Genomic DNA, 20,591 nt, shown 5'->3' with positions numbered 1-20,591 from the left:
CAATGACATTCTTTTTACAGCCAGCGCACTGGCTTTCAATATAATATTCTTTCCTGAATGATATCTGACGTTTTTATCCGAAGGCCGGTCACGGCCATCGTCGTATCGATAGTGCTGGTGCTGTTGGGCGTGCTGGCGCTACTCAGCCTGCCTATTAGCCAGTACCCGGATATTTCGCCACCCGTGGTGCAGATATCGGGTAGCTATACCGGCGCCGACGCCCTCACGGTAGAGCAAACCGTGCTCACGCCCATCGAGACGCAGGTAAACGGTACGCCAGGCATGGCCTACCTGTCGTCGAACGCGACAAGCGACGGGCGCATCTCGTCCAACGTGACGTTTGAGATTGGCACCAACGTGGACATTGCAACGCTCGACGTGCAAAACCGCGTGAGCGTGGCCCAGCCCCAGCTGCCCGACGAGGTCAAGCGCCTAGGTCTCACGGTGAAGAAGCGGAACCCGACTATCCTGATGGTGGCCGCGCTGACCTCCCCTAAGCGCACCCACGACATCAAGTTTCTGGATAACTACACCAATATCTACGTCCGCGACGCGCTCTTGCGCGTGAAGGGCGTGGGCGACGTGCAGAGCATCGGCCAGGACTTTTCGATGCGTATCTGGCTCAAGCCCGACCGCTTGTCTCAGCTCAACCTCAGTGCCACCGACGTAACCAATGCCCTACGCGAGCAAAACGTGCAGGTGGCAGCTGGTGCCGTAGGCTCGGCCCCGCAATACGGTTCGCAAGCCTTTGAGTACACGCTCTTTGTAAACGGCCGCCTGAGCAAAGTCGAAGAGTTTGAGAACATCATCGTGCGCACCAAGCCCGAGGATGGCTCGGTAGTGTACCTCAAGGACGTGGCCCGCGTGCAGCTCGGCAGCTTCGACTATTCGCGGACATCTACTGTGAACGGGGTGCCCGCCACGCTGCTGCTTATCAACCAGGTACCCGGCGGCAACGCCCTCGAAACGGCCGAAGGCGTATACGCAGCCCTCAATCAGCTCAAGACCAAGTTTCCGCCCGACGTAGCGTACAGCGTTCCGTTTGAGTCGGTTACGGTAGTGAAAGTTTCTATTGAGGAAGTATTGCACACCCTAGGTGAGGCGCTACTGCTGGTAACCATTGTGGTGTTCGTGTTCCTGCAGAGCTGGCGCGCCACGCTCATTCCGGTGCTGGCAGTGCCAGTGGCCATCGTGGGCACGTTTATCGCGTTTATACCCCTAGGCTTCACGATTAATACGCTGACGCTCTTTGGCTTCGTGCTCGCCATTGGTATTGTGGTCGATGACGCCATTGTGGTGGTGGAGGCCGTGCAGCACTACATCGACACCGAGAAAATTTCGGCGCGCGAGGCCACCGAGAAGGCCATGAAAGACATCACGGCCCCGGTTATCGCCATCGCGCTCATTTTGGCGGCGGTATTCGTGCCGGTGGGCTTTATCCCGGGCATTGTGGGCAAGCTGTACCAGCAGTTTGCCATTACCATCGCCATTTCGGTAGTGCTATCGGCCTTTATCGCGCTTTCGCTCACGCCGGCGCTCACCTCGCTGCTGATGCGGCCCACTGAGCAAACGGCCGATTCGAAAGGCATCAACAAGTTGTTTTACAAGTTCAACCAGTGGTTTGAACGCGTTACGAAGTCGTATGCCAATGGCGTGAAGCGAGCACTGCGCTTCGCGCCGCTGGTGGGCGTCTTGCTGCTGGCCGTGTATGGCGGCACCTACGGGCTGTTTCGCACCAAGCCGTCGGGCTTTATTCCGACGGAGGACGAGGGCCGCTTGTTTATCTCGGTCGAGTTGCCGCAGGGCGCGGCCAGCACCCGCACCAAGGCCATCATGGACCAGATGGCTAAGATTATCAAGGAGAAAGTGCCGGCCATTCGCAGTGCCTCGGGCATCAGCGGCCTGAACGCGCTAAACTTCTCGTTTAAGTCGAGCAGCGGCACGTTCTTCATTCAGATGAAGCCCTGGGACGACCGTAAGGAAGAAGCCCAGCAGCTCTACGGCGTAATTGGGCAGCTCCAAAAGGAGTTTTCGGTTATCAAAGGCGCCAACATTGTGGTGGTGCCACCGCCCGCTATTCCGGGCCTCGGCAACACTGGCGGCTTCAGCTTTATGCTAGAGCAGCGCGAAGCCTCGACCGACATTAAGGCCTTTGAAGCGACCGTGAACAAATTTGTGGGCGCCGTGAACCAGCGCCCCGAAATAGCGCGGGCCTACACCTTCTTCACGGCCAAAACGCCTGGCTACCAGCTCACCGTGAACCGCGAGCAAGCCAAAAAGCTAGGTGTGCCGCTCACTAGCGTGTTCAGTACGCTCTCGACCTACATGGGTAGTACCTATGTTAACGACTTCACCAAGTACGGACGCAATTTTAGGGTGGTGGCCCAGGCCGACACCTTTTACCGCAAAGATGTGTCGTCGCTGAACTCGTTTTATGTGCTTAATCAGCAAGGGCAGCAAGTGCCCCTAGGGTCGCTTATCACCTCCAAGCTGGTCGAGAACGCGCCACTTATCTCGCACTACAACCTGTTCCGCTCGGCCGAAATCAACGGCGATGCCAAGCCGGGTTACAGTTCGGGCCAAGCCATTGCGGCGCTAAAAGAAGTGGCTGCACAGACGCTGCCCGCCGACTACGGCTACGACTTCTCGGGCTTGAGCCGCGAAGAAATCAGCTCAGGCAACAGCACGATTATCATCTTCGGCCTGTCGATTCTGTTCGTATTCCTGTTACTGGCTGCGCTATACGAAAGCTGGTCGGTGCCGTTCTCAGTGCTGTTGTCGGTGCCGCTGGGCATCTTCGGGGCCATCCTGGCGCTCACGCTGGTACCCAAGCTCACCAACAACGTGTACGCCCAGATTGGTATGATTACGCTCATCGGTCTGGCGGCTAAGAACGCCATTCTGATTGTGGAATTTGCCAAGGAGCGCGTAGACTGGGGCATGCCTGTGTTCGATGCCACGATGGAAGCAGTGACGCTGCGCTTGCGCCCCATCATTATGACCTCGCTTGCCTTTATCCTAGGTGTGCTACCGCTGGCTTTCGCCTCGGGTGCCGGCGCCGTATCGCGCCAAACTATCGGCTGGACCGTGACGGGCGGTATGCTGGCAGCTACCTTCCTGGCCATTTTTGCGGTGCCAGTGCTATTCTTGAATATCACCAAGCTGGCCTACGGTAAGAAAAAGCTCGCCGAGATGGAAGCCAATTACAAGCCTGAGGAGCACGGCCACCAAGGCCACGGCTCGCAGGGCGAAAGCACGCACCCCGCCGGCCCGTCGGAGGCCAATAACAACGACGAGGCAACGGAAGAGCGCAAGCGTAAAGACGAAACACCGCCGGAATTAGGGACCTAGGTGGCTACCCCCTGGCCTCCCTGGGGAGAAGCAGGACACAATTTTATTACCAGCAAAAGAGCCTTTAGCAATGTGCTAAAGGCTCTTTTATTAGCTACGCTTGTCTGCGGTAGACTTCCCTCTTCTAGGATAGGCAGGGGCCGGAAGACCGGGGGCGAAGTAGCACATTTGGCAAAATTAAATACCCTGAAACCCGTTGACTAGCAAATGAGTAGTAGCTTAGCGGGCACTTGCACGGGGCAAGGCTTTTACTCCAGTTTTCTTATGAAATACCTGTTTCTAAGTTGCGCTTTACTGATTACGGCGGCATCAGCGTCGCCTAGACCCCCCATGCACTTGCCCGTGGCTGCACCCGCTAAGAAAGTGCTCGTTTTTTTCAACCGTCAAACGACCTTCGCTCAGCTGGCTACCATCAAGAAAGAAGTGGCCAAGGATGGCATTGCGTTGGACTATGACCGGCTCGCATTTGATGCAAGCGGGCACCTGACGGCCATTAGCTTTCGGGTAGAGGTTGGCGATATGAAAGGCAGCGCCACGGAAGACAACGTACCGGAAGATTTTAGTTTTGGCTTCATGCGTGACTTCACACCTGGGGCCTCCGCTGTACTTCAAATAGGTAATTTTAAATAAGCTTTCCGTTCACATAAAGCGGCCGCTGCCAGGTATGGCAGCGGCCGCTTTTAGTTTATGGCTTAACAGCTTTATGCTTCTACTGGGTATTCATCGCCCGCAAAAACAGGGGCCATATCCTGCTCTTCTTCTTCCGTAAACAAGCGCGAGCGGATGAGAAACCGGACCCCTAGGGGTATCTCCAGCGAGAAGCTGGCGCCGCGGCCTTTCACTACATCTACCGTGAGCTGGGTGTGCTTCCAATATTCAAACTGGCTGGCGCTCATGAAGAAATCGCACCCGTGAATGCGGCCCAGCCATACGTCGTTGCTACCCACCCGAAACTCGCCCTTGGCAAAGCACATCGGCGACGAGCCATCGCAGCAGCCACCACTCTGGTGAAACATGAGTGGCCCGTGCTCGTCGCGCAGCAGGTCGATGGTAGCTTTGGCATCCTGGGTACAAAGGACGCGAGGAGTAGACATAAAGAGAATCTTAAGGAGTAACGCTTTAAAATGCACTATCATGCTGAGCTTGCAAAGCATTTTATCACGCTAGAATTAGTGGACTCTAACGCGATAAGATGCTTCGCAAGCTCAGCATGATAGTATTGATACCTCGCTAGCTGCCCTAGAAGAAGCCCAGTGGCTTTTCGCTGTAGCTGATGAGCATGTTTTTATTCTGCCGGTAGTGGGCCAGCATCATCTTGTGGTTTTCGCGGCCGAAGCCCGAGGCCTTATAGCCACCGAAGGGGGCGCCGGCCGGGTAGTCGTGGTAGCAGTTTACCCACACGCGGCCGGCCTCAATGGCGCGGGGCACTTCGTAAAGCTCGTGTGCGTCGCGGGTCCACACGCCAGCACCTAGGCCGTAGAGTGTGTCGTTGGCAATTTCGATAGCTTCCTCCACGGTTTTGAAGGTCGTGACTGAAACCACCGGGCCGAAGATTTCCTCTTGAAAAATCCGCATTTTGTTGTGGCCCCGGAACATGGTGGGCTGGATGTAGTAGCCCTCGCCCAGCGCGCCGTCTTCTTGGCTGTAAGCTTCGCCGCCCACTAGCACCTCAGCGCCTTCGGCCTTTCCGATTTCGAGGTAGCTCAAGATTTTCTCGAACTGGTCGTTCGAGGCCTGCGCGCCCATCATGGTGCTCATGTCAAGCGGGTTGCCGAGCTTGATGGCCTTCACACGCTCGATGACGCGGGCAATAAATTCGTCGTAGATGTCCTCTTGAATGAGCATCCGCGAGGGGCAGGTACAGATTTCGCCCTGGTTGAGCGCAAACATTACCGCACCTTCGATGGCTTTGTCGAGGAAGTCATCGTCGTGGTCCATCACGCTCTTGAAGAACACGTTGGGCGACTTGCCACCTAGCTCCATCGTCACCGGAATCAGGTTTTCGGCGGCGTACTGCATAATGAGGCGGCCGGTGGTCGTCTCACCCGTGAAGCTGGCTTTGTGAATGCGCGGCGACGAGGCCAGCGGCTTGCCCGCTTCGAGGCCAAAGCCATTTACCACGTTTACCACGCCCGCCGGAATGAGGTCGCCAATTAGCTCCATCAGCACCATAATGCTGGCGGGAGTTTGCTCGGCGGGCTTCATCACCACGCAGCAGCCGGCGGCCATGGCAGGTGCGAGCTTCCAGGTGGCCATCAGCAGTGGGAAATTCCAGGGAATAATCTGGCCCACTACCCCTAGGGGCTCCTGAATATTAAGCGACAAGGTGCTATTGTTCAGTTCGGTGGCGCTACCTTCCTCGGCCCGAATGACGCTGGCGAAATACCGGAAATGGTCCACTACCAGCGGCAGGTCGGCATAAGTGGTTTCACGAATGGCCTTGCCATTTTCGACGCATTCCACAGCGGCCAAGAAGGGTAGATTTTCCTCAATGCGGTTGGCAATTTTGTTGAGGATGTTGCTGCGCTCGGTGGCCGAGGTCTTGCCCCAGGTTTTGAAGGCTTCGTGGGCCGCGTCGAGCGCGAGGTTGATGTCTTCCTTAGTGCTGCGGGCTACTTTAGTAAACACCTTGCCGTCGATGGGCGACGGATTATCAAAATACTGGCCCTTCACAGGGGCTACCCATTTACCACCGATGAAGTTGTCGTAGTGGTTTTTGAACTGGGGGCGGGCCACCAATGTGGTGGGTGCTTCAAGAACTTCGGCCATGATGAGGTGGGATTATTGGAAAGGTTAAGAAACATGGCAAAGGTGAGCTATGCTTCAGGTAAGCCAACTGTGGTATTGTCGCAAAAAATGTTGAAATTGCCGCAAGTTGAAGTGAGTACTTACTCATGCATTTATCGTTAGTCATGCAGCGCGCAGTGAAGCATCTCGCGTAGCGCAGTAGATAATAACGTTATTGATTACTGCACCACACGAGATGCTTCGCTGCGCGCCCTGAATAGCGGCTTTTCTCACCCTCCCACCCCATGCCCATCCGCGTTCATTTGCCCACCGCCGTGCCGCCTCTGGCGCTGGAGCGGCTGCACTCGCTGGTCGAAAACCGCACGGTTTTCTCCCTTGATGCCTTTGAGCTGAATATTTTTGAGACGCACCGCGCTGCTCACCGCGTGCCCTTGCGCCTAGAGGGGCTATCGCTCACGACCATGCTACGAGGCAAGAAAGTGATGCACCTGCCTGGCCGCCCGGCCTTCGATTATCTGCCCGGCGAATCGGTGGTAGTAGGCGAAGATGAGCTGATGGAAATCGACTTTCCCGACGCCTGCTTGTGTCAGCCTACGCAGTGCCTAGCCGTAGCCATCGCCCCCGATACCATCCGCCAAACCGTTGACTTACTGAACGAACGCTATCCCAAGACGGAGCCCACGCAGCCCTGGGCGCTAGCCGGACCCGACTTCGCCCACCTTACTAATACCCCCGAGCTGACGGGTACCCTAGAGCGTCTGGTAGCCGTGTCGCGCACTACTGATGCAGCTAAGGACGTGCTTGCCGGCTTCACCCTACAAGAGCTACTGGTGCGCCTGATGCAGACCCAGGCTCGGCAGCTTATTTTTCAAGATTATACCAGACACCTCACCACGCACCCCTTCGCGGCGGTGGTGCAGTACATTCGGCAGCACCTCGCTGAGCCACTGCCCGTTGAGAAGCTAAGCGCCGTGGCCTGCATGAGCAAAGCCACGTTTTTCCGCTTGTTTAAGCGCGAGTTTGGCCTGACGCCGGTTGAGTACATCGTGCGCGAGCGGCTAGCCGAAGCCAAGCGCCTGCTGTGCCACCCGCTAGCCACCGTGGCAGAGGTGTGCCTGCGGGCAGGCTTTAATAATCTGTCGTATTTCCAGGCGCTATTTAAGAAATACGAAGGCCTAACGCCGGGCGCATACAAGAAGCAGCACGCGGGGTAGCTTGAGCTTTGCAAGATAAGCGCTGATGCAGTGAGCACCTCACGCCACCATAAGCTCACTCGGCTTGCGCTACTAAACACGGCGTTGAGCCACGTTCGCGCTCTGACTACAAAGCCTAAGTTACCTTTCTGGCAACCTTCACTGCCGGCTCTGGGTTGTATAACCCATGCCCGATACTATTTCGCTTACTTCTACTAGTCAAACTACTACCCCGCTCCGCCAGCTCGATGCCGCGCTGGTGTGGCTTATGGCCCTTACCTGCGGCCTGGTGGTAGCCAATATATACTACAATCAACCGCTGCTGGTGGCCATCGGCCACACGTTCAACATCTCCGACAGCCGAGCCAGCCTCGTAGCTACGGCCACCCAGGTGGGCTATACACTGGGTATGGTGCTGGTGGTGCCCCTAGGCGACATGCTGGAGCGTAAGAACCTTATCCTGTGGATGCTGGGCGCGGCGGCCTTGTGCCTAGGTGGGGCCGCAGTGGCCCCCACGTTTGGGCTGCTGGCGGTGGCGAGTGTGCTCATTGGCATTTGCTCGTCGGTACCGCAATTGCTGCTGCCTATGGCGGCTACCCTGGCGCCCGAGGCCGACCGCGGCCGCATTGTAGGCCGCGTGATGAGCGGACTGCTCATCGGTATTCTGCTCTCGCGCACCATTAGTGGCTATGCGGGCGCACACCTAGGCTGGCGCACGGTGTTTGCCGGCGCGGGCGGACTAATGCTGGCCCTAGCCGCGCTGCTGGCTTGGCGCTTGCCCCGTAGCCGGCCCGCCTTTGCAGGTGGCTATGCCGAGCTGATGCAGTCGCTGCTCACCCTCACCCGCGAGCTGCCCGACTTGCGGCGCTCGGCGCTGGTGGGCGGCGCCATCTTCGCTTCGTTCAGCGTATTCTGGACTACCCTGACCTTTTACTTGGCTAGCCCAGTATACCACTACGGCAGCGATGTGGCCGGTTTTTTTGGCCTTGTAGGGGCCCTAGGTGCCCTAGCGGCCCCACTAGCCGGCAAGCTGGCCGACACGCGCGGCTCGCGCTACGCGCTTACGCTGAGCATTGCGCTAGCGCTGGGATCCTACCTCTTGCTAGGAGTAAGTGGTGGCTACCTGGCCGGGCTGGTACTGGGTATTATTCTACTTGATGTAGGCGTGCAGTCGGCCCACATTTCCAACCAGACGCTGGTATTTTCACTGCGTCCCGAAGCCCGCAGCCGTCTCAACACAGTATATATGACGGGCTACTTCACGGGCGGCTCCATCGGCTCGGTAGTGGGCGGCGTAGCCTGGATGCACTACGGCTGGCCCGGCGTGTGCGCCGTGGGCAGCGCATTTGTGCTGCTGGCGCTGGCGCTGCATCAGTACTACGGGCGCACTGCGGCGTAGCTATTGCTAACTAGCTCAGTCGCTGCTGCAACCAACCCTTACTTTTCGCAAGGAGAAATGGTGCCAACCTTACTACGATAAGCAAGCTTCTGGCGATTGCTAAACGCGCTTCAAAACGCGAGTGCAACAGCCTGAGTCCGTTGGCAACAGACTTGTAAGGCCTTCATTTCGCATCCTAAGTCCGCACGAAGGGCCTAGGCTTGGCTAGCTACTGCTGCTTACTGGGCTGCGCTTTCTATGGGAATTTCGGTACCGTACAACTTCGTCAGGGTTATTCCGCCTCTACGCAGTGTTTCGACGGCGTCCTGGCTAATTGTCAGCATCACGCCTTGGTAATCAGTAGTTTCCACTTGCTTTACCAACACTTTAATTGCTCCGAACAAAAGCCAATCGCCGGCTTTAATAATCGTCGAAGAAGGGTACACCCGCCCGGTAAGCAGGAAATCGCTGCCGGTGGGTTGGTTGCGAAAAGAAATTCGCAAGAGAAATGTTGCCATGAATTGCGCAAATGGGTTGAGCCAAACTGTATGCTTAGGCTCGAACTAAAGCAGTTGCCCAGGCACTAGCCTAGGCAACTGCTTTTTGAAATGGGTTAGCTTAGGCGCCCTAAGCACGTTTGCAGGCTCGTGCGCCAGTGCGGAATTGTTATACCTAGGGTCTGTTTTACTTTGGTTTTATCCATCACTGAGTACGCAGGGCGGGTGGCTTTGGTGGGGTACTCGGCCGTGCGGATGGGCACCGTGCGCGTAGGCAAGCCGCTCAACTCGAAGATGGCCGTGGCAAAGTCGTACCACGATGTAACCCCTTCATTGCTATAGTGGTAGAGGCCATAGGCAGTGCTCTGCGCTTCGATGATAGTGAGAATGCAGCCGGCCAGGTCAATGGCGTAGCAGGGTGTACCTGCCTGGTCCCAGATGATACGCAATTCTTCGCGCTCGCGGCCCAGCTTCAGCATGGTTTTTACGAAGTTGTTGGCGTACTCGGAGTACAGCCAGCTGGTGCGCAAGATGAAGTATTTCTCGGTGAGCGGCGCAATCACCTGCTCGCCCTCTAGCTTGGTGAGGCCGTAAACACTGATGGGCTCGGCCGGGTCCGTTTCGAGCAGCGGCTGGTTGCCGGTGCCGGCAAACACGAAATCAGTTGAAATCTGAATAAGCACCGTGCCAAACTCGCCGCACAGGCGGGCCAGGTTTTCGGCGCCGTCGCGGTTTACTTTGCGGGCTATTTCTACTTCATCCTCAGCTTTATCTACTGCTGTGTAGGCAGCACAGTTGATGGCGTAGGCGGGCTGGTGCTGCTCGAAAAGGCTACGCAAGCCGGCAGGATTTAGAATGTTAGCTTGGTCTTCGGGCGGAAAGATGAGGCCCGGTGTATTGCGCTCCTTAGCTACGTGCGCTAGGCACTGCCCCAATTGGCCCGAGGCCCCAAAAACCAGAATAGTGCTCATGTATATGGCAATGCGAAGTTGAGCGCGCAAATTACGGCGGCTCGGCAAGTAGCGCGGGATACGAGTCGCCTGCGTACGCAACTACCTAGGGGCAGCCAAGCAAATGCGTGCGAACTACAGGCCTGCGCTACTCACCTAGGGCGTTAGGCCCACGCTTGTTATTGATGGGCTCGAAGCGGCGTTCGCGGGGCTGCTTTTCGCTGAGATACTTCCAGTAGCGGCGCGGAATATGCCGGTAGTGCAGCTTTAGGTTTTTGCGCTCGGGAATATTAACGTGGTCGAAGTACGCCTGCCACAAGACTTTAAACAGCGGCTCGCGCTCGTCGAGCACTGTGGCCGACAGTTCACCCCGGCGCAGGGTGGCCCCGCTGCCTTCAAACGTGACGACGTCGGTGCGCGTCAGGTCGTAGTACAGCCCGTAGTGGCGGCGTTTATCAAAGATGAGCCAGCGCTGGTCGGCGTAGCGCTTGGTGAAGTGGCTGGCGATGAGCGGTAACACGTCAAAATCAGGTTCGATAGTGGCGTGAAACAACCCATCTTGGGCTTTCTCGAAGCGCACAAAAGCTTCCATGCGGTGCTTCTCACGAAATAGCTGCTGAGCCAGGCGCTGGCAGCGGCGCACAGTGGCATCGGCGTAATTTTCGGAGATGTCGCGGCCCGCCCGCAAGGCCATGTCGGCGTAGCGAAAAATAAGTAGCTCACGCTCCGGGTCTTCACTCAAAAATACGTGGTAGAGCCGTGCCCGCGCTGGCTCAGGCATAAAGCGCAACAGCCCCTCCCAGGTGCGAGTGGCCAATGCATCGTCGGTGGCTACGGCCACTGCTTGCGCAAAAAGGCCACCTTGCACGGCATCTTCGGGCTGAATGCTATTGGGGGCCGAGCGGCGGTCGTACACCCGAAATAGCACCGTGAGCAAGCCCTCGAAGCTGCCATCGTAGGTGTAGTCGGCGGGTGGGTTGCGCAGCTCGGGCGCGGCCGGCCGCGGAGCCACTGCGCCAACAGCCGTGCTTGAAGGGCGATGAAGCGGCGTTAGCTGGCTCATAGCAAAATTATTAACCTAGGTTAGGAAATAGGAGCAGTAGTTTCTTGCTGCACAAATTGTAACAGCAGTTCGTTGACCTTATCCGCTTCTTCGAGGTGCACCCAATGCGTGGCCTGCGGAAAGTAATGCAGCGTGGCTTGCTCGCATTCGACCAAGCTGAGCTGCGCAAACTTCTTATTCAAGAACGCGTCGCGCTCGCCCCAAAGCACCTGCACTGGCCCACTGATGCGCGGCCAGTCACTTACGGGTGGCCGGCTGAGGGCGCGGTACCAATTTATCATGCTGGTGATGGCACCGGGGCGGCTCCAAGCCGTCTTATAGCGTGCTACTTCAGCCGGGCTGAAGGTGCCGGGGCGACTGGAGCGCACCAGCATTTGGGCACCAACTTGCCAGTTGCGGCGGCTAATCAAGCGCTCGGGCAAACCTGGCATCTGAAAAAAAGCGATGTACCAACTGCGCAAAAGCTGGTCGGGCGCTTGCCAAAGGTTCGGCAGCACGGCCCTAGGGTGCGGTACATTGATGATGGTAGTGCAAGCCACTCGGTCTTGGTGATGCGCCGCCAGGTACCACGCCACAATGGCGCCCCAGTCGTGGCCTACCACCGCAGCCTGCGCCTGCCCTGCCGCGTCGATAAGGCCAATGATGTCGGCGGCCAGCGTAGGCAGCACGTAGCTTTCGACACCTAGGGGCTTGTCACTGAGGTTATAGCCACGCTGGTCGGGCACCCACACGCGGTAGCCAGCCGCTACCAACGCGGGCAGCTGCGCCCGCCAGCTAAACCAATATTCGGGGAAGCCGTGCAGCAAAATGACCAGGGGGCCAGCGGCAGGTCCGCATTGTACCACATGCAGTCGCACGCCATTGGTTTGTACGTTGTGGTGTTCCAGCGGATAATCCATAGCGGCTTGTACCTAGCGAGGCCGCCTTAGGGTTGCGGCCGCGCTTAGGCAGCTACGCTCGGGGCACCCTCAGCAGCGAGGCGGGCCGTGCGAGCCGCATCGTGCAGCTGGCGCACCTTTGGCAGTAGCTCGCTGAGGCGGCAGCAGCACGATAGGCGCGGCGCTTTGTCGAAGGTAGGCAGGGCCAGTTCGGCGGCGTTAGCTGGGGCTGCTGCATCTAGGAGGGTAGCAGCGTCGGCGAGAGCACGGTGGGTGATTTGCATGGCAATAGGGGCCGCAATGGCCTGAACGAGTTACATTCCGGCCCCTAGGCCGGCTTATTTTACTATCACCGTATCGGTGATAAAAATGTTATTACCTGACAGAAACTGAATGCGATAGGTACCGGCTGTGGCAGCCTGAAACTGGTAAGTGGTTTGTGAAACAGTGGTAGTTGGGCTGCAAGAGCAGCCGACATAGTTTGCCGACACGCCTACTTGCACGAGGCTACCATTAGCATTGGGCACCGCCGATACATTGCTCAGTGTGCCGCAGCTACTGCCCAGTGTGTAGCCAATAGCAAACACGGCAGGCTGGTTGACACCTACCGTCTTCGGGCCAATGGCACTGACGATGGGCACGTAGCTAGTTGAGTTGCAGGTAGGCTCCTGGGTGGTAAGGCAACTGCTGAGCGCACTAGCACTTAGGGCAATGGCAGAAATAACTACAAAACTTTTCATAACAGTAGGATGGTAACAAGGCACCTAGTGGTTGCAAGTTACCATCCCTGTTTAGTCTACCCCGCTTGGGCAAACAAATCGAGCTGCTGCGTGACCAAGGCCGAGCGCACGGCCTTGCCCCCAAACAGCACCTGCCGGCGAATCTGCTGCTCGTCGAGCTCGCCTAGGCGGGCTGGCGCCGAGCCACGGCAGGTCAGGAAGTGCTTGGCGCGGCGCATCACTACGCCGAGCTGCTTCAACGTTTCGGCCGTGAGCGGCCCAAAACGACGGGCCTGCACGATACGCTCGACCGAGCGTGCGCCCACGCCCGGAATGCGCAGCAGCATGGCTTTGTCGGCCACGTTCACATCTATCGGGAACAGGTGGCGGTTGCGCAGGGCCCAGGCCAGCTTGGGGTCTACCTCCAGGTCGAGGTAAGGGTGCGCAGGGTCCAGTATTTCGTCAGCCTCAAAGCCGTAAAAGCGCATCAGCCAATCGGTCTGGTACAGCCGGTGCTCGCGCACCATGGGCGGCTGCGTCACCTGCGGCAGGCGGGCGTCGTCGGTTACGGGCACGTAGCCCGAGTAGTACACCCGCTTCAGGCCATAGCCTTGGTAAAGCGAGTCGGAGAGCTTGATGATTTGCAGGTCGTTCTCGTCGCTGGCTCCCACTATCAGCTGCGTGCTTTGGCCAGCGGTGGCAAACTGCGGCACTTTCTTGAAAAGCGCTTTTTCCTCCTTGTTCTGAATAATACCGTCGCGAATCTGGCCCATCGGGGTCAGAATCTCGGCGTAGTTTTTCTCGGGCGCCAGGTTTTGCAGGGCCAGCTCCGAAGGCAGCTCGATGTTCACGCTCAGGCGGTCGGCATACAGGCCAGCTTCCTGAATAAGCTCGGGTGAGGCACCCGGAATGGTCTTGACGTGGATGTAGCCGTTGAACTTGTGCTCGGTGCGCAGCTTCTTAATGATGCGCACGAGGCGCTCCATGGTGTAGTCGGGCGACGAGAAAATGCCGCTGCTCAAAAACAGCCCCTCGATGTAGTTGCGGCGGTAAAAATTGATGGTCAAATCCACCACTTCATCCACCGTAAAGGCGGCGCGCTTCACGTCGTTGGAGCGGCGCGATACGCAGTAAGCGCAGTCGAAAATACAGTGGTTGGTGAGCAAAATTTTAAGTAGGCTCACACAGCGTCCATCTTCGGTGAAGCTGTGGCAAATGCCCATGCCTTCGGCATTGCCAAGGCCTTTCTGCTCGTTTTTGCGCTTGCCACCACTGCTCGAGCACGACACGTCATACTTCGCGGCATCAGCCAATATGCTTAGCTTTTCTTGAATGCGCTCGTTCATCTTGACTAAGGGGGTTAGCGGGGGTAAAACTAGTAGTTGCCGTTGATATTAGCAAGCAACTCACAAGCTAATTTTTTTGGAAATAGTTCCGCTTTTTCTCCGCAATTGCCCTACTCTTCGGGGGGCTACTTTCTACTCCATTGCTGGGATAAGCACACCACCTAGGTCTTCGACAGCGGTAGCACTGCGCCCGCATCCGTAACTTGCAGGGAGTGCGTTTGCGCCCTATGCCGAGGCTGACTTCTTTTCCCGTTTGCGTTTTTCTTTTGGGCTGGCTGCTCGCGCTGAGTAGCCTGGGGCAGACGCGCGGCCAAGACTTTACGCCGCGCGTGGCCGTGCCACCCGACTCGCTCCACGCGGCCGAAGAAGCCCCTAGCCTACCAGCCGACTCCCTAGGTCGCCGCTTCGATGAAAACCGCGTGCGCCTAAGCTTGCAGCGCTACACGCGCCGCAAAACCATTGCGGGGCGGGCCGTGGCGGCATTTTTTCGGCTTACGCGCCCCCGAGAGGAAGACCGCGGCCTCGACGCGGTGCTACTCAACCGGCAGTTTGACCAGCACAACTTCAAGATTGTGCGCCACGTCACCATCACACCTTTTGACGCGTTTGGGTATAGCCTCAACGACTCGCTGCGGCAGCCGCGCACCTTCTTAGAAAAGGCTGGCAACGCCATTCATATTCGCACGGCGCCGGCGCGCATCCGGCAGTTGCTGCTGTTCAAGCCGGGGCAGCCGCTGCTGCCGCAGGCCTTGGCTGAAAGCGAGCGCCTACTGCGCCAAACCGACGAACTACTCGATGCGCGGGTGCTAGTAAACGACGCTACGGCCACCCGCGACAGTGTCGATATTCTGGTGTACACCACCGACGTATTTAGCATCACGGCGGGCTACGATTTTCGCACGCCTACCCAGGCCATCGTCACGGCCGGCGACCAGAACTTTTTGGGCCTCGGGCACCAGTTTGACAACCGCTACCAGTATGGGCGCGACCTACCGCAGGACTGGGGCTACGAGGGCACGTACCGGGTACCATTTCGCAACTTCGTGTATGGCCGCGGGTACTATTTCAATGAGTTTGAGTCGCACTCGGGCGGCGTAGCAGTGCAGCGCGATTTCTACTCGCCCAGCGCCCGGTGGGCGGGCGCGCTCTCGCTCGATGCCATCAACCTGCGCATTGTGCTGCCCCGCGATGCGCCGCCGGCCGAAGGGCAGCAGCCCAATTTTCAGTTTCGCTCCTTCACCAGCCAGAGCCTGTGGGTGGGCCGGGCTTTGCGCCTGCGCTCCTACGACCTAGGGTATGAAAATCCCGGCCGGGTGATTGTGGCAGCTAGTGTGCTGCACGAAAACCACACCACCAACCCCACCAACACCCCCGACGACCGCACCCGCACGCTGTATCTAGGGGCGGTAGGCTACTCGGTGCGCCGCTACTATAAGGATAAGTACCTCTTCGGCTTTGGGCGCACCGAAGACGTGCCAGCGGGCACGCTGCTCAGCCTCACGGCGGGCATGGAGGCCAACCCGGTGGGAGCGCGCCGCTACTTCGATGCCAAAGTGGCCACTGCCGGCTACTCCGAGCGCCAGGGCTATCTCTATGGCAGCCTAGGCTTTAGCACCTTCCAGCGCGTGCAGGATGGCGGCTGGGAGCAGGGCCTGCTGACCGGACAGTTTCTGTACTTCACGCGGCGCTACCGGGTGGGCAACTACCAGAGCCGCCACCTGCTGAATGCGCGCCTCACAGCGGGCTTCAACCGCTACCCGGCCGAGGTATTGCTCAGCGGCGTAGGTGGGGCCGGTGGGGCCGTGCGCGGCTTTCAGCCGGCGGGCCAGGTGCTGCCTACCAGCCGCTTCACTACCAGCTACGAAGGCACTATATACACGCCGCTTTCGCTGCTGGGCTTTCGCATGGCAGTGCTGGCTTTTGCCGATGTGGCTTTTGTCAACCAGACCATCGGGGGCGGCTCGCCGTTTGGCACCCAAACGCCTTACACCGGCTTTGGCATCGGGTTCCGTTTCCGCAACGAATTGACAGTATTGCGGACTTTTCAGCTACTGCTGGGTTTTTACCCTAGGGGACAGCTCACGCCCAATGGCTTGCGGCTGTTTGAGACCTCACGCGACTCGTATCAGTTTAGCGACTTCAGCTTTGGGCAGCCCAGTGTGGTGCGCTACGATTACCAGTAAGCTAGTTGCCTAGGTGCCGCACTTAGCCTCAACAGCGCGTTAATTCGGTGCGTATACTTAAGAAAATCACCTTCAGCATAACATTTTGCAGCCCTATAGGTTGTTCGCAATACAATTTAGCAAAACTAAGCTGTTATTCTTTTGAAATTCAGAGCTACCCGCTGGCAGTTCTGCTTGTTTTCCCAACCATGAGCCAAAATTCAGTTCTGTTTACGCCTTTTAAGGTCGGTGCCTTTACGCTGCCTAACCGCCTAGTGCTAGCGCCCATGACGCGTAGTCGCGCCCAAAACCCCGGCAACGTGCCTACCGACTCGACAGTGAAATACTACGTGCAGCGCGCCTCGGCGGGCCTGCTCATCACCGAAGGCTCGCAGATTTCGCCCCAGGGCGTGGGCTATATCTACACGCCTGGCATTCATACCGAGGACCAGGTAGCCGGCTGGAAAAAAGTGACCGATGCCGTGCATGCCGCGGGTGGGCGCATTTTTATTCAGCTTTGGCACGTGGGCGCTATCTCGCACCCCTTCTTCCAAAATGGTGAGCTGCCGGTAGCCCCTTCGGCTGTGCAGCCTAAGGACGTAAAAGCCTTCACGGCCAACGGCATGGAAGAGATTCCAACGCCTCGCGCCCTCACCACCGAGGAAGTGAAAGCCACAGTAGAAGACTTCCGCCAGGCCGCCAAGAATGCGAAGGAAGCTGGGTTCGATGGCGTCGAAATTCACGGTGCTAATGGCTACCTCGTAGACCAGTTCATCCAGGACAGCACCAACCAGCGCACCGATGAGTACGGCGGCAGCGTCGAAAACCGCGCTCGCTTTGCCCTCGAAGTAGTGCAGGCTGCTGTAGACGTGCTAGGTGCCGACCGCGTAGGCATCCGCCTGGCGCCCACCGGCAACATGGGTGGCATCCACGACAGCGACCGCCTAGGTACCTTCAGCTACCTCACCGAGCAGCTCAACAAGTTTGGGCTCGCCTACCTGCACGTGATTGAAGCGCTGCCCGGCCACCCCATGGCCGCCAAAGCTGGCCAGCAGCCCGTAGGCCCGGCCCTGCGCAAGATTTTCAAAGGCCCCTTTATCCTAAACGGCGGCTACACCCAGGAAACAGCCGAGCACGCCCTCGACAACAATGAGGCCGACCTCATCGCCTTCGGCGTGCCCTACATTGCTAACCCCGACCTAGTAGAGCGCTATCAGCAGGGCGCGGCACTCAACACGCCCGACCAAGCTACTTTCTACGGCGGCGACGACCACGGCTACATCGACTACCCGTCGTTGCAAGAGCAGACTGCCGAGCCTGAGTTAAAGCAAGATATTATTCAGAAATAAGTAGTGCTCGCTAGCACTTCGGTCTTCGGAAGCCGCCCTGACTTATGCCAGGGCGGCTTTTTTGCGAAATAGCGGTACCTAGCACGACAAAGTGAACTATAATATTCCTATTAGGTTGTGCACAATTAAACATTTAGCAACTAACTTTGCATTCTTATTCAGAAGGATATGAACGACCCAAACATTCCGCTCTGCAATCCGCTGCTAAAGCTTGACAATCAACTCTGCTTTTCGGTGTACGCTTTGTCGCGCCTCATCACCAAAACCTACCAGCCGCTGCTCGATACCCTTGGTGTCACCTACCCACAGTACTTGGTGCTGCTATTGCTTTGGGAGCATGAGTCGCTGACCGTGAAGGAGCTAGGCGAAAAGCTACTGCTTGATTCTGGCACCCTCACGCCCTTGCTCAAGCGTATGGAGCAACGCGGCTGGCTAAGCCGCCGCCGCGCCACGCACGACGAGCGCTCGGTGATAGCCACACTGCAGCCGGCCGGCCGCGCCCTAGAGCAGCAAGCCCAGGAAATACCCGTTCAGCTGGGTAACTGCCTCGATATGACGATAGAGCAAATAAGTGACTTGCGCCAGCAGCTGAAGCCAATTATATCCCAGCTCAATAAGTAGGCTATTGCTTCTTTTTGCCTTTTTATATTCAATATTCCTCCACGGCAAACGCTACATGCAGCGGTGGCCGCAACGGCCGCTCAACCCCTTGCCTGCTGCCTAGCAGCTGAGCCTTAAGAAGCTAAGCCAGCCGGCTTCCAGCATGGAATCCGGCTGGCTTTATTTTGGGCCGTTGCACTTTCCGTACAACTCTGGCGCACTATGCGCAGTGCCTATCGTTCGGAATACCCTGCCGACCTTTGCCTCAAACCTAGCCCTTACCCCATGCTTCACCTCGGCGATTTTAACGACCTCGAAATAGCCCGCGAAGTCAGCATCGGCTTCTACCTCACCAGCGACGACGGCGACCTACTGTTGCCCGAAAAATACCGTCCCGTGGGCGCCCATGTAGGCGACATAATTCGCGTGTTTGTGTACCGCGACTCCGAGGACCGCCTCATTGCGACGACCTTGGAGCCGCTGGCTGTAGTTAATAGCTTCGCCGCGCTTACAGTGCGCGACATGGGTGCGCCTGGTGCCTTCCTCGACTGGGGCCTCGAAAAAGACCTACTTCTGCCTCACGCCAACCAGCGCCAAGCCGTGCGCATCGGCGACCGCGTGCTCGTGTACGTGTACCTCGACGACGCCTCCGACCGCCTAGTAGCCTCCGCCAAGTGGCAACAGTTCCTCAGCCCCGAGCCCTTCGAGGGCGCCGAGGGCACGAGCGTGCAGCTGCTCATTGCCGAGGAAACGCCCCTAGGGTACTCCGTCATTGTGAACGGCACGCACGCGGGCCTGCTCTACGGCAACGAAGTATTCCGGCCGCTGCGCGTGGGCGAGTTGCTGCCGGGCCACGTGCGCCAGATTCGGCCTGATGGCAAGCTTGATGTGCGCCTCGGCCAAGCCGGTTATGACGAAATTGAAACCGCTGCTAACCTTGTGCTCGCCGCCCTGCGCGACCGCCCGAATAAGACGCTGCCCCTAGGTGATAAAAGCCTAGCCGACGACGTGTACCGCCGCCTGGGCATGAGCAAAAAGACCTTCAAGAAAGCCCTAGGTTCGCTTTATAAGCAAGGCTTAGTAGAGCTAGAGCCAGAGCAAACGCGCCTGGTGCAGGGCGAATAGCAAGACTTTACTTATAAAGCGAACCTAGAGCTTTTAGGCCTAAGTGCTTAGTTTATTTGCACGCGCTGCACAGCCAATCCCTGCGGCAGGCTTACTTGCAACAGGTACAAGCCAGTCGTCAATCCGCTTAGCTCATAGACCTGATTGTTGGCTTGGCGCGCAACAATAGTGATGGGCACTGCACGGCCCATCACGTCTACTACCCGTAGCTGATTAGCTGCTAAGGGCTTAGCAAGGGTAACCGTAAAAGAAGTAGTACCAACGGGGTTAGGAGCCACTTGCACTAAAGCAGCGGCTTCATGCGCCGAAAGGGTCGCCAACGCTCGCCCTGATAGGGTTTGTATCTCCGTATTAGTTAGCACGCGGTTATAAAAGCGAGCTTCATCTAGCCAGCCATTATAGTTTAGGCCAAAGCGATTATTAACCGTACTTACCCCTTTGGCGTCGTAACTGTAGCCAGGGCTCATCTGCACGAGCTGGCTGTATGCCGCCTCTAGGTTAAATACAGAGCCCGATACTGTCCCATAGTTTGGGTTGCTAGAGATAAATACCAACGGCTGCGCAGTACCATCTACAAAAATCCGTATTTGACGGCTACTACGGTTTACAACCAACGCTACCGTGTGCCACAAACCATCGTTGAAACTAGCCTGCGTAGCTAAGGCCAACGCACCGTTGTAAAAGTTATCCCGCACTAGGCTTACGTACAACTTACCTACTCGCGTGCTGCTAAAACCCAGGCTCCAGCCCTGTGATAAGCCACTGGTAGTGCTTGTACTAGGCGTAGAACCTATGCTGTAACCCGCATTACTGAAAAAAGCCTGCGTGCCCGACGATAAGGTCCGAAAAGCTATGGTGAAGGTAAAGCTGCCGGTTGACCCAAAGTCAAGCAAACCATTCGGTTGCACGGCTACTTCGCCTGTACCTACCAAGCGCAAGGCCGCATTGTTTTGGTTGCGCGCATCGAGGCCATATGCCACGTTGGCATTGCTAAGATTTGCAATGTTACCCGTAGCGTCAACCAAATCATTATCGAACGGGAAACGGCCTAGCAAGCCATTATCTAGAGAGCCTTGTGCTTTTGCCGATAGGCTACCAACTAAGAGAAGAAGTATCAGTTGCTTCATATAAACTATGTGCTATACTTTATGAAATGAGAGTAAGATGGTGGCAAAAGAATGATGCTTACCACTTAATAATCAACAAATGTACGCTACCTACTGCACGCTAAT

The 20,591-nt window shown here is 57.3% G+C and carries 18 protein-coding genes; 8 read left to right on the top strand and 10 right to left on the bottom strand.

Annotated elements, in window-relative coordinates; genetic code table 11:
• The first annotated feature begins 57 nt into the window (after positions 1-57).
• Both FNT36_RS21260 and FNT36_RS21255 read left to right on the top strand, forming a co-directional pair.
• Complete coding sequence (locus FNT36_RS21260; protein WP_144851903.1) at positions 58-3,351, top strand: efflux RND transporter permease subunit; 3,294 nt, start codon at positions 58-60, stop codon at positions 3,349-3,351.
• Positions 3,352-3,693: 342 nt separating this feature from the next.
• Positions 3,694-3,981 carry a hypothetical protein gene (locus FNT36_RS21255; protein ID WP_144851901.1) on the top strand — a complete coding sequence of 96 codons (288 nt, stop codon included), beginning with the start codon at positions 3,694-3,696 and terminating at the stop codon, positions 3,979-3,981.
• 71 nt (positions 3,982-4,052) lie between these two features.
• Here FNT36_RS21255 and FNT36_RS21250 read toward each other — a convergent pair whose 3' ends face one another.
• Entirely contained in the window at positions 4,053-4,445 is a 393-nt protein-coding gene (locus FNT36_RS21250) for a DUF779 domain-containing protein (protein ID WP_144851899.1), read from the bottom strand.
• A 145-nt stretch (positions 4,446-4,590) separates the two neighbouring features.
• Positions 4,591-6,120, bottom strand: coding sequence for an aldehyde dehydrogenase family protein (locus FNT36_RS21245; protein ID WP_144851897.1), 1,530 nt, complete (start codon positions 6,118-6,120; stop codon positions 4,591-4,593).
• A gap of 263 nt (positions 6,121-6,383) precedes the next feature.
• Between FNT36_RS21245 and FNT36_RS21240 the strand changes: the two genes are divergently transcribed.
• Both FNT36_RS21240 and FNT36_RS21235 read left to right on the top strand, forming a co-directional pair.
• A complete protein-coding gene (locus tag FNT36_RS21240; protein ID WP_144851895.1) occupies positions 6,384-7,313 on the top strand; it encodes an AraC family transcriptional regulator in 930 nt (309 codons plus the stop codon).
• 166 nt (positions 7,314-7,479) lie between these two features.
• On the top strand, positions 7,480-8,691 hold the full coding sequence (locus FNT36_RS21235; protein WP_144851892.1) for an MFS transporter: 1,212 nt from the start codon (positions 7,480-7,482) through the stop codon (positions 8,689-8,691).
• Between the two features lie 218 nt (positions 8,692-8,909).
• Here the strand turns inward: FNT36_RS21235 and FNT36_RS21230 are convergent, their stop codons facing one another.
• From FNT36_RS21230 to FNT36_RS21200, 7 genes are all read right to left on the bottom strand, one after another.
• A complete protein-coding gene (locus FNT36_RS21230) occupies positions 8,910-9,188 on the bottom strand; it encodes a hypothetical protein (protein WP_144851890.1) in 279 nt (92 codons plus the stop codon).
• 95 nt (positions 9,189-9,283) lie between these two features.
• The gene (gene rfbD / locus FNT36_RS21225) at positions 9,284-10,138 is read right to left on the bottom strand and encodes a dTDP-4-dehydrorhamnose reductase (RefSeq protein WP_144851888.1); all 855 of its coding nucleotides are present in this window, start codon (positions 10,136-10,138) and stop codon (positions 9,284-9,286) included.
• A gap of 127 nt (positions 10,139-10,265) precedes the next feature.
• Entirely contained in the window at positions 10,266-11,180 is a 915-nt protein-coding gene (locus FNT36_RS21220; RefSeq protein WP_144851886.1) for a TIGR03915 family putative DNA repair protein, read from the bottom strand.
• 20 nt (positions 11,181-11,200) lie between these two features.
• Complete coding sequence (locus FNT36_RS21215) at positions 11,201-12,079, bottom strand: alpha/beta fold hydrolase (RefSeq protein ID WP_144851884.1); 879 nt, start codon at positions 12,077-12,079, stop codon at positions 11,201-11,203.
• A gap of 44 nt (positions 12,080-12,123) precedes the next feature.
• Complete coding sequence (locus tag FNT36_RS21210) at positions 12,124-12,342, bottom strand: hypothetical protein (RefSeq protein ID WP_144851882.1); 219 nt, start codon at positions 12,340-12,342, stop codon at positions 12,124-12,126.
• 54 nt (positions 12,343-12,396) lie between these two features.
• A complete protein-coding gene (locus FNT36_RS21205) occupies positions 12,397-12,798 on the bottom strand; it encodes a hypothetical protein (RefSeq protein ID WP_144851880.1) in 402 nt (133 codons plus the stop codon).
• A 56-nt stretch (positions 12,799-12,854) separates the two neighbouring features.
• Complete coding sequence (locus tag FNT36_RS21200) at positions 12,855-14,123, bottom strand: putative DNA modification/repair radical SAM protein (protein WP_144851878.1); 1,269 nt, start codon at positions 14,121-14,123, stop codon at positions 12,855-12,857.
• A gap of 266 nt (positions 14,124-14,389) precedes the next feature.
• Between FNT36_RS21200 and FNT36_RS21195 the strand changes: the two genes are divergently transcribed.
• The 4 genes from FNT36_RS21195 (at position 14,390) to FNT36_RS21180 (ending at position 19,359) form a co-directional block, all read left to right on the top strand.
• The gene (locus tag FNT36_RS21195; protein ID WP_144851876.1) at positions 14,390-16,306 is read left to right on the top strand and encodes a hypothetical protein; all 1,917 of its coding nucleotides are present in this window, start codon (positions 14,390-14,392) and stop codon (positions 16,304-16,306) included.
• Between the two features lie 188 nt (positions 16,307-16,494).
• A complete protein-coding gene (locus FNT36_RS21190; protein WP_144851874.1) occupies positions 16,495-17,634 on the top strand; it encodes an alkene reductase in 1,140 nt (379 codons plus the stop codon).
• Between the two features lie 168 nt (positions 17,635-17,802).
• Positions 17,803-18,255: a MarR family winged helix-turn-helix transcriptional regulator gene (locus FNT36_RS21185; protein ID WP_144851872.1), complete on the top strand. Its 453-nt coding sequence runs from the start codon at positions 17,803-17,805 to the stop codon at positions 18,253-18,255.
• Between the two features lie 264 nt (positions 18,256-18,519).
• Positions 18,520-19,359, top strand: coding sequence for a CvfB family protein (locus FNT36_RS21180; RefSeq protein ID WP_144851870.1), 840 nt, complete (start codon positions 18,520-18,522; stop codon positions 19,357-19,359).
• Between the two features lie 47 nt (positions 19,360-19,406).
• Here the strand turns inward: FNT36_RS21180 and FNT36_RS21175 are convergent, their stop codons facing one another.
• The gene (locus FNT36_RS21175) at positions 19,407-20,486 is read right to left on the bottom strand and encodes a T9SS type A sorting domain-containing protein (protein WP_144851867.1); all 1,080 of its coding nucleotides are present in this window, start codon (positions 20,484-20,486) and stop codon (positions 19,407-19,409) included.
• Positions 20,487-20,591 lie beyond the last annotated feature (105 nt).

The sequence above is a fragment of the Hymenobacter setariae genome, assembly GCF_007713685.1.
Lineage (GTDB): Bacteria > Bacteroidota > Bacteroidia > Cytophagales > Hymenobacteraceae > Hymenobacter > Hymenobacter setariae.
The sequence above is the reverse complement of the archived record's forward strand: the minus strand, read 5'-3'. Positions and strand labels throughout refer to the sequence as shown.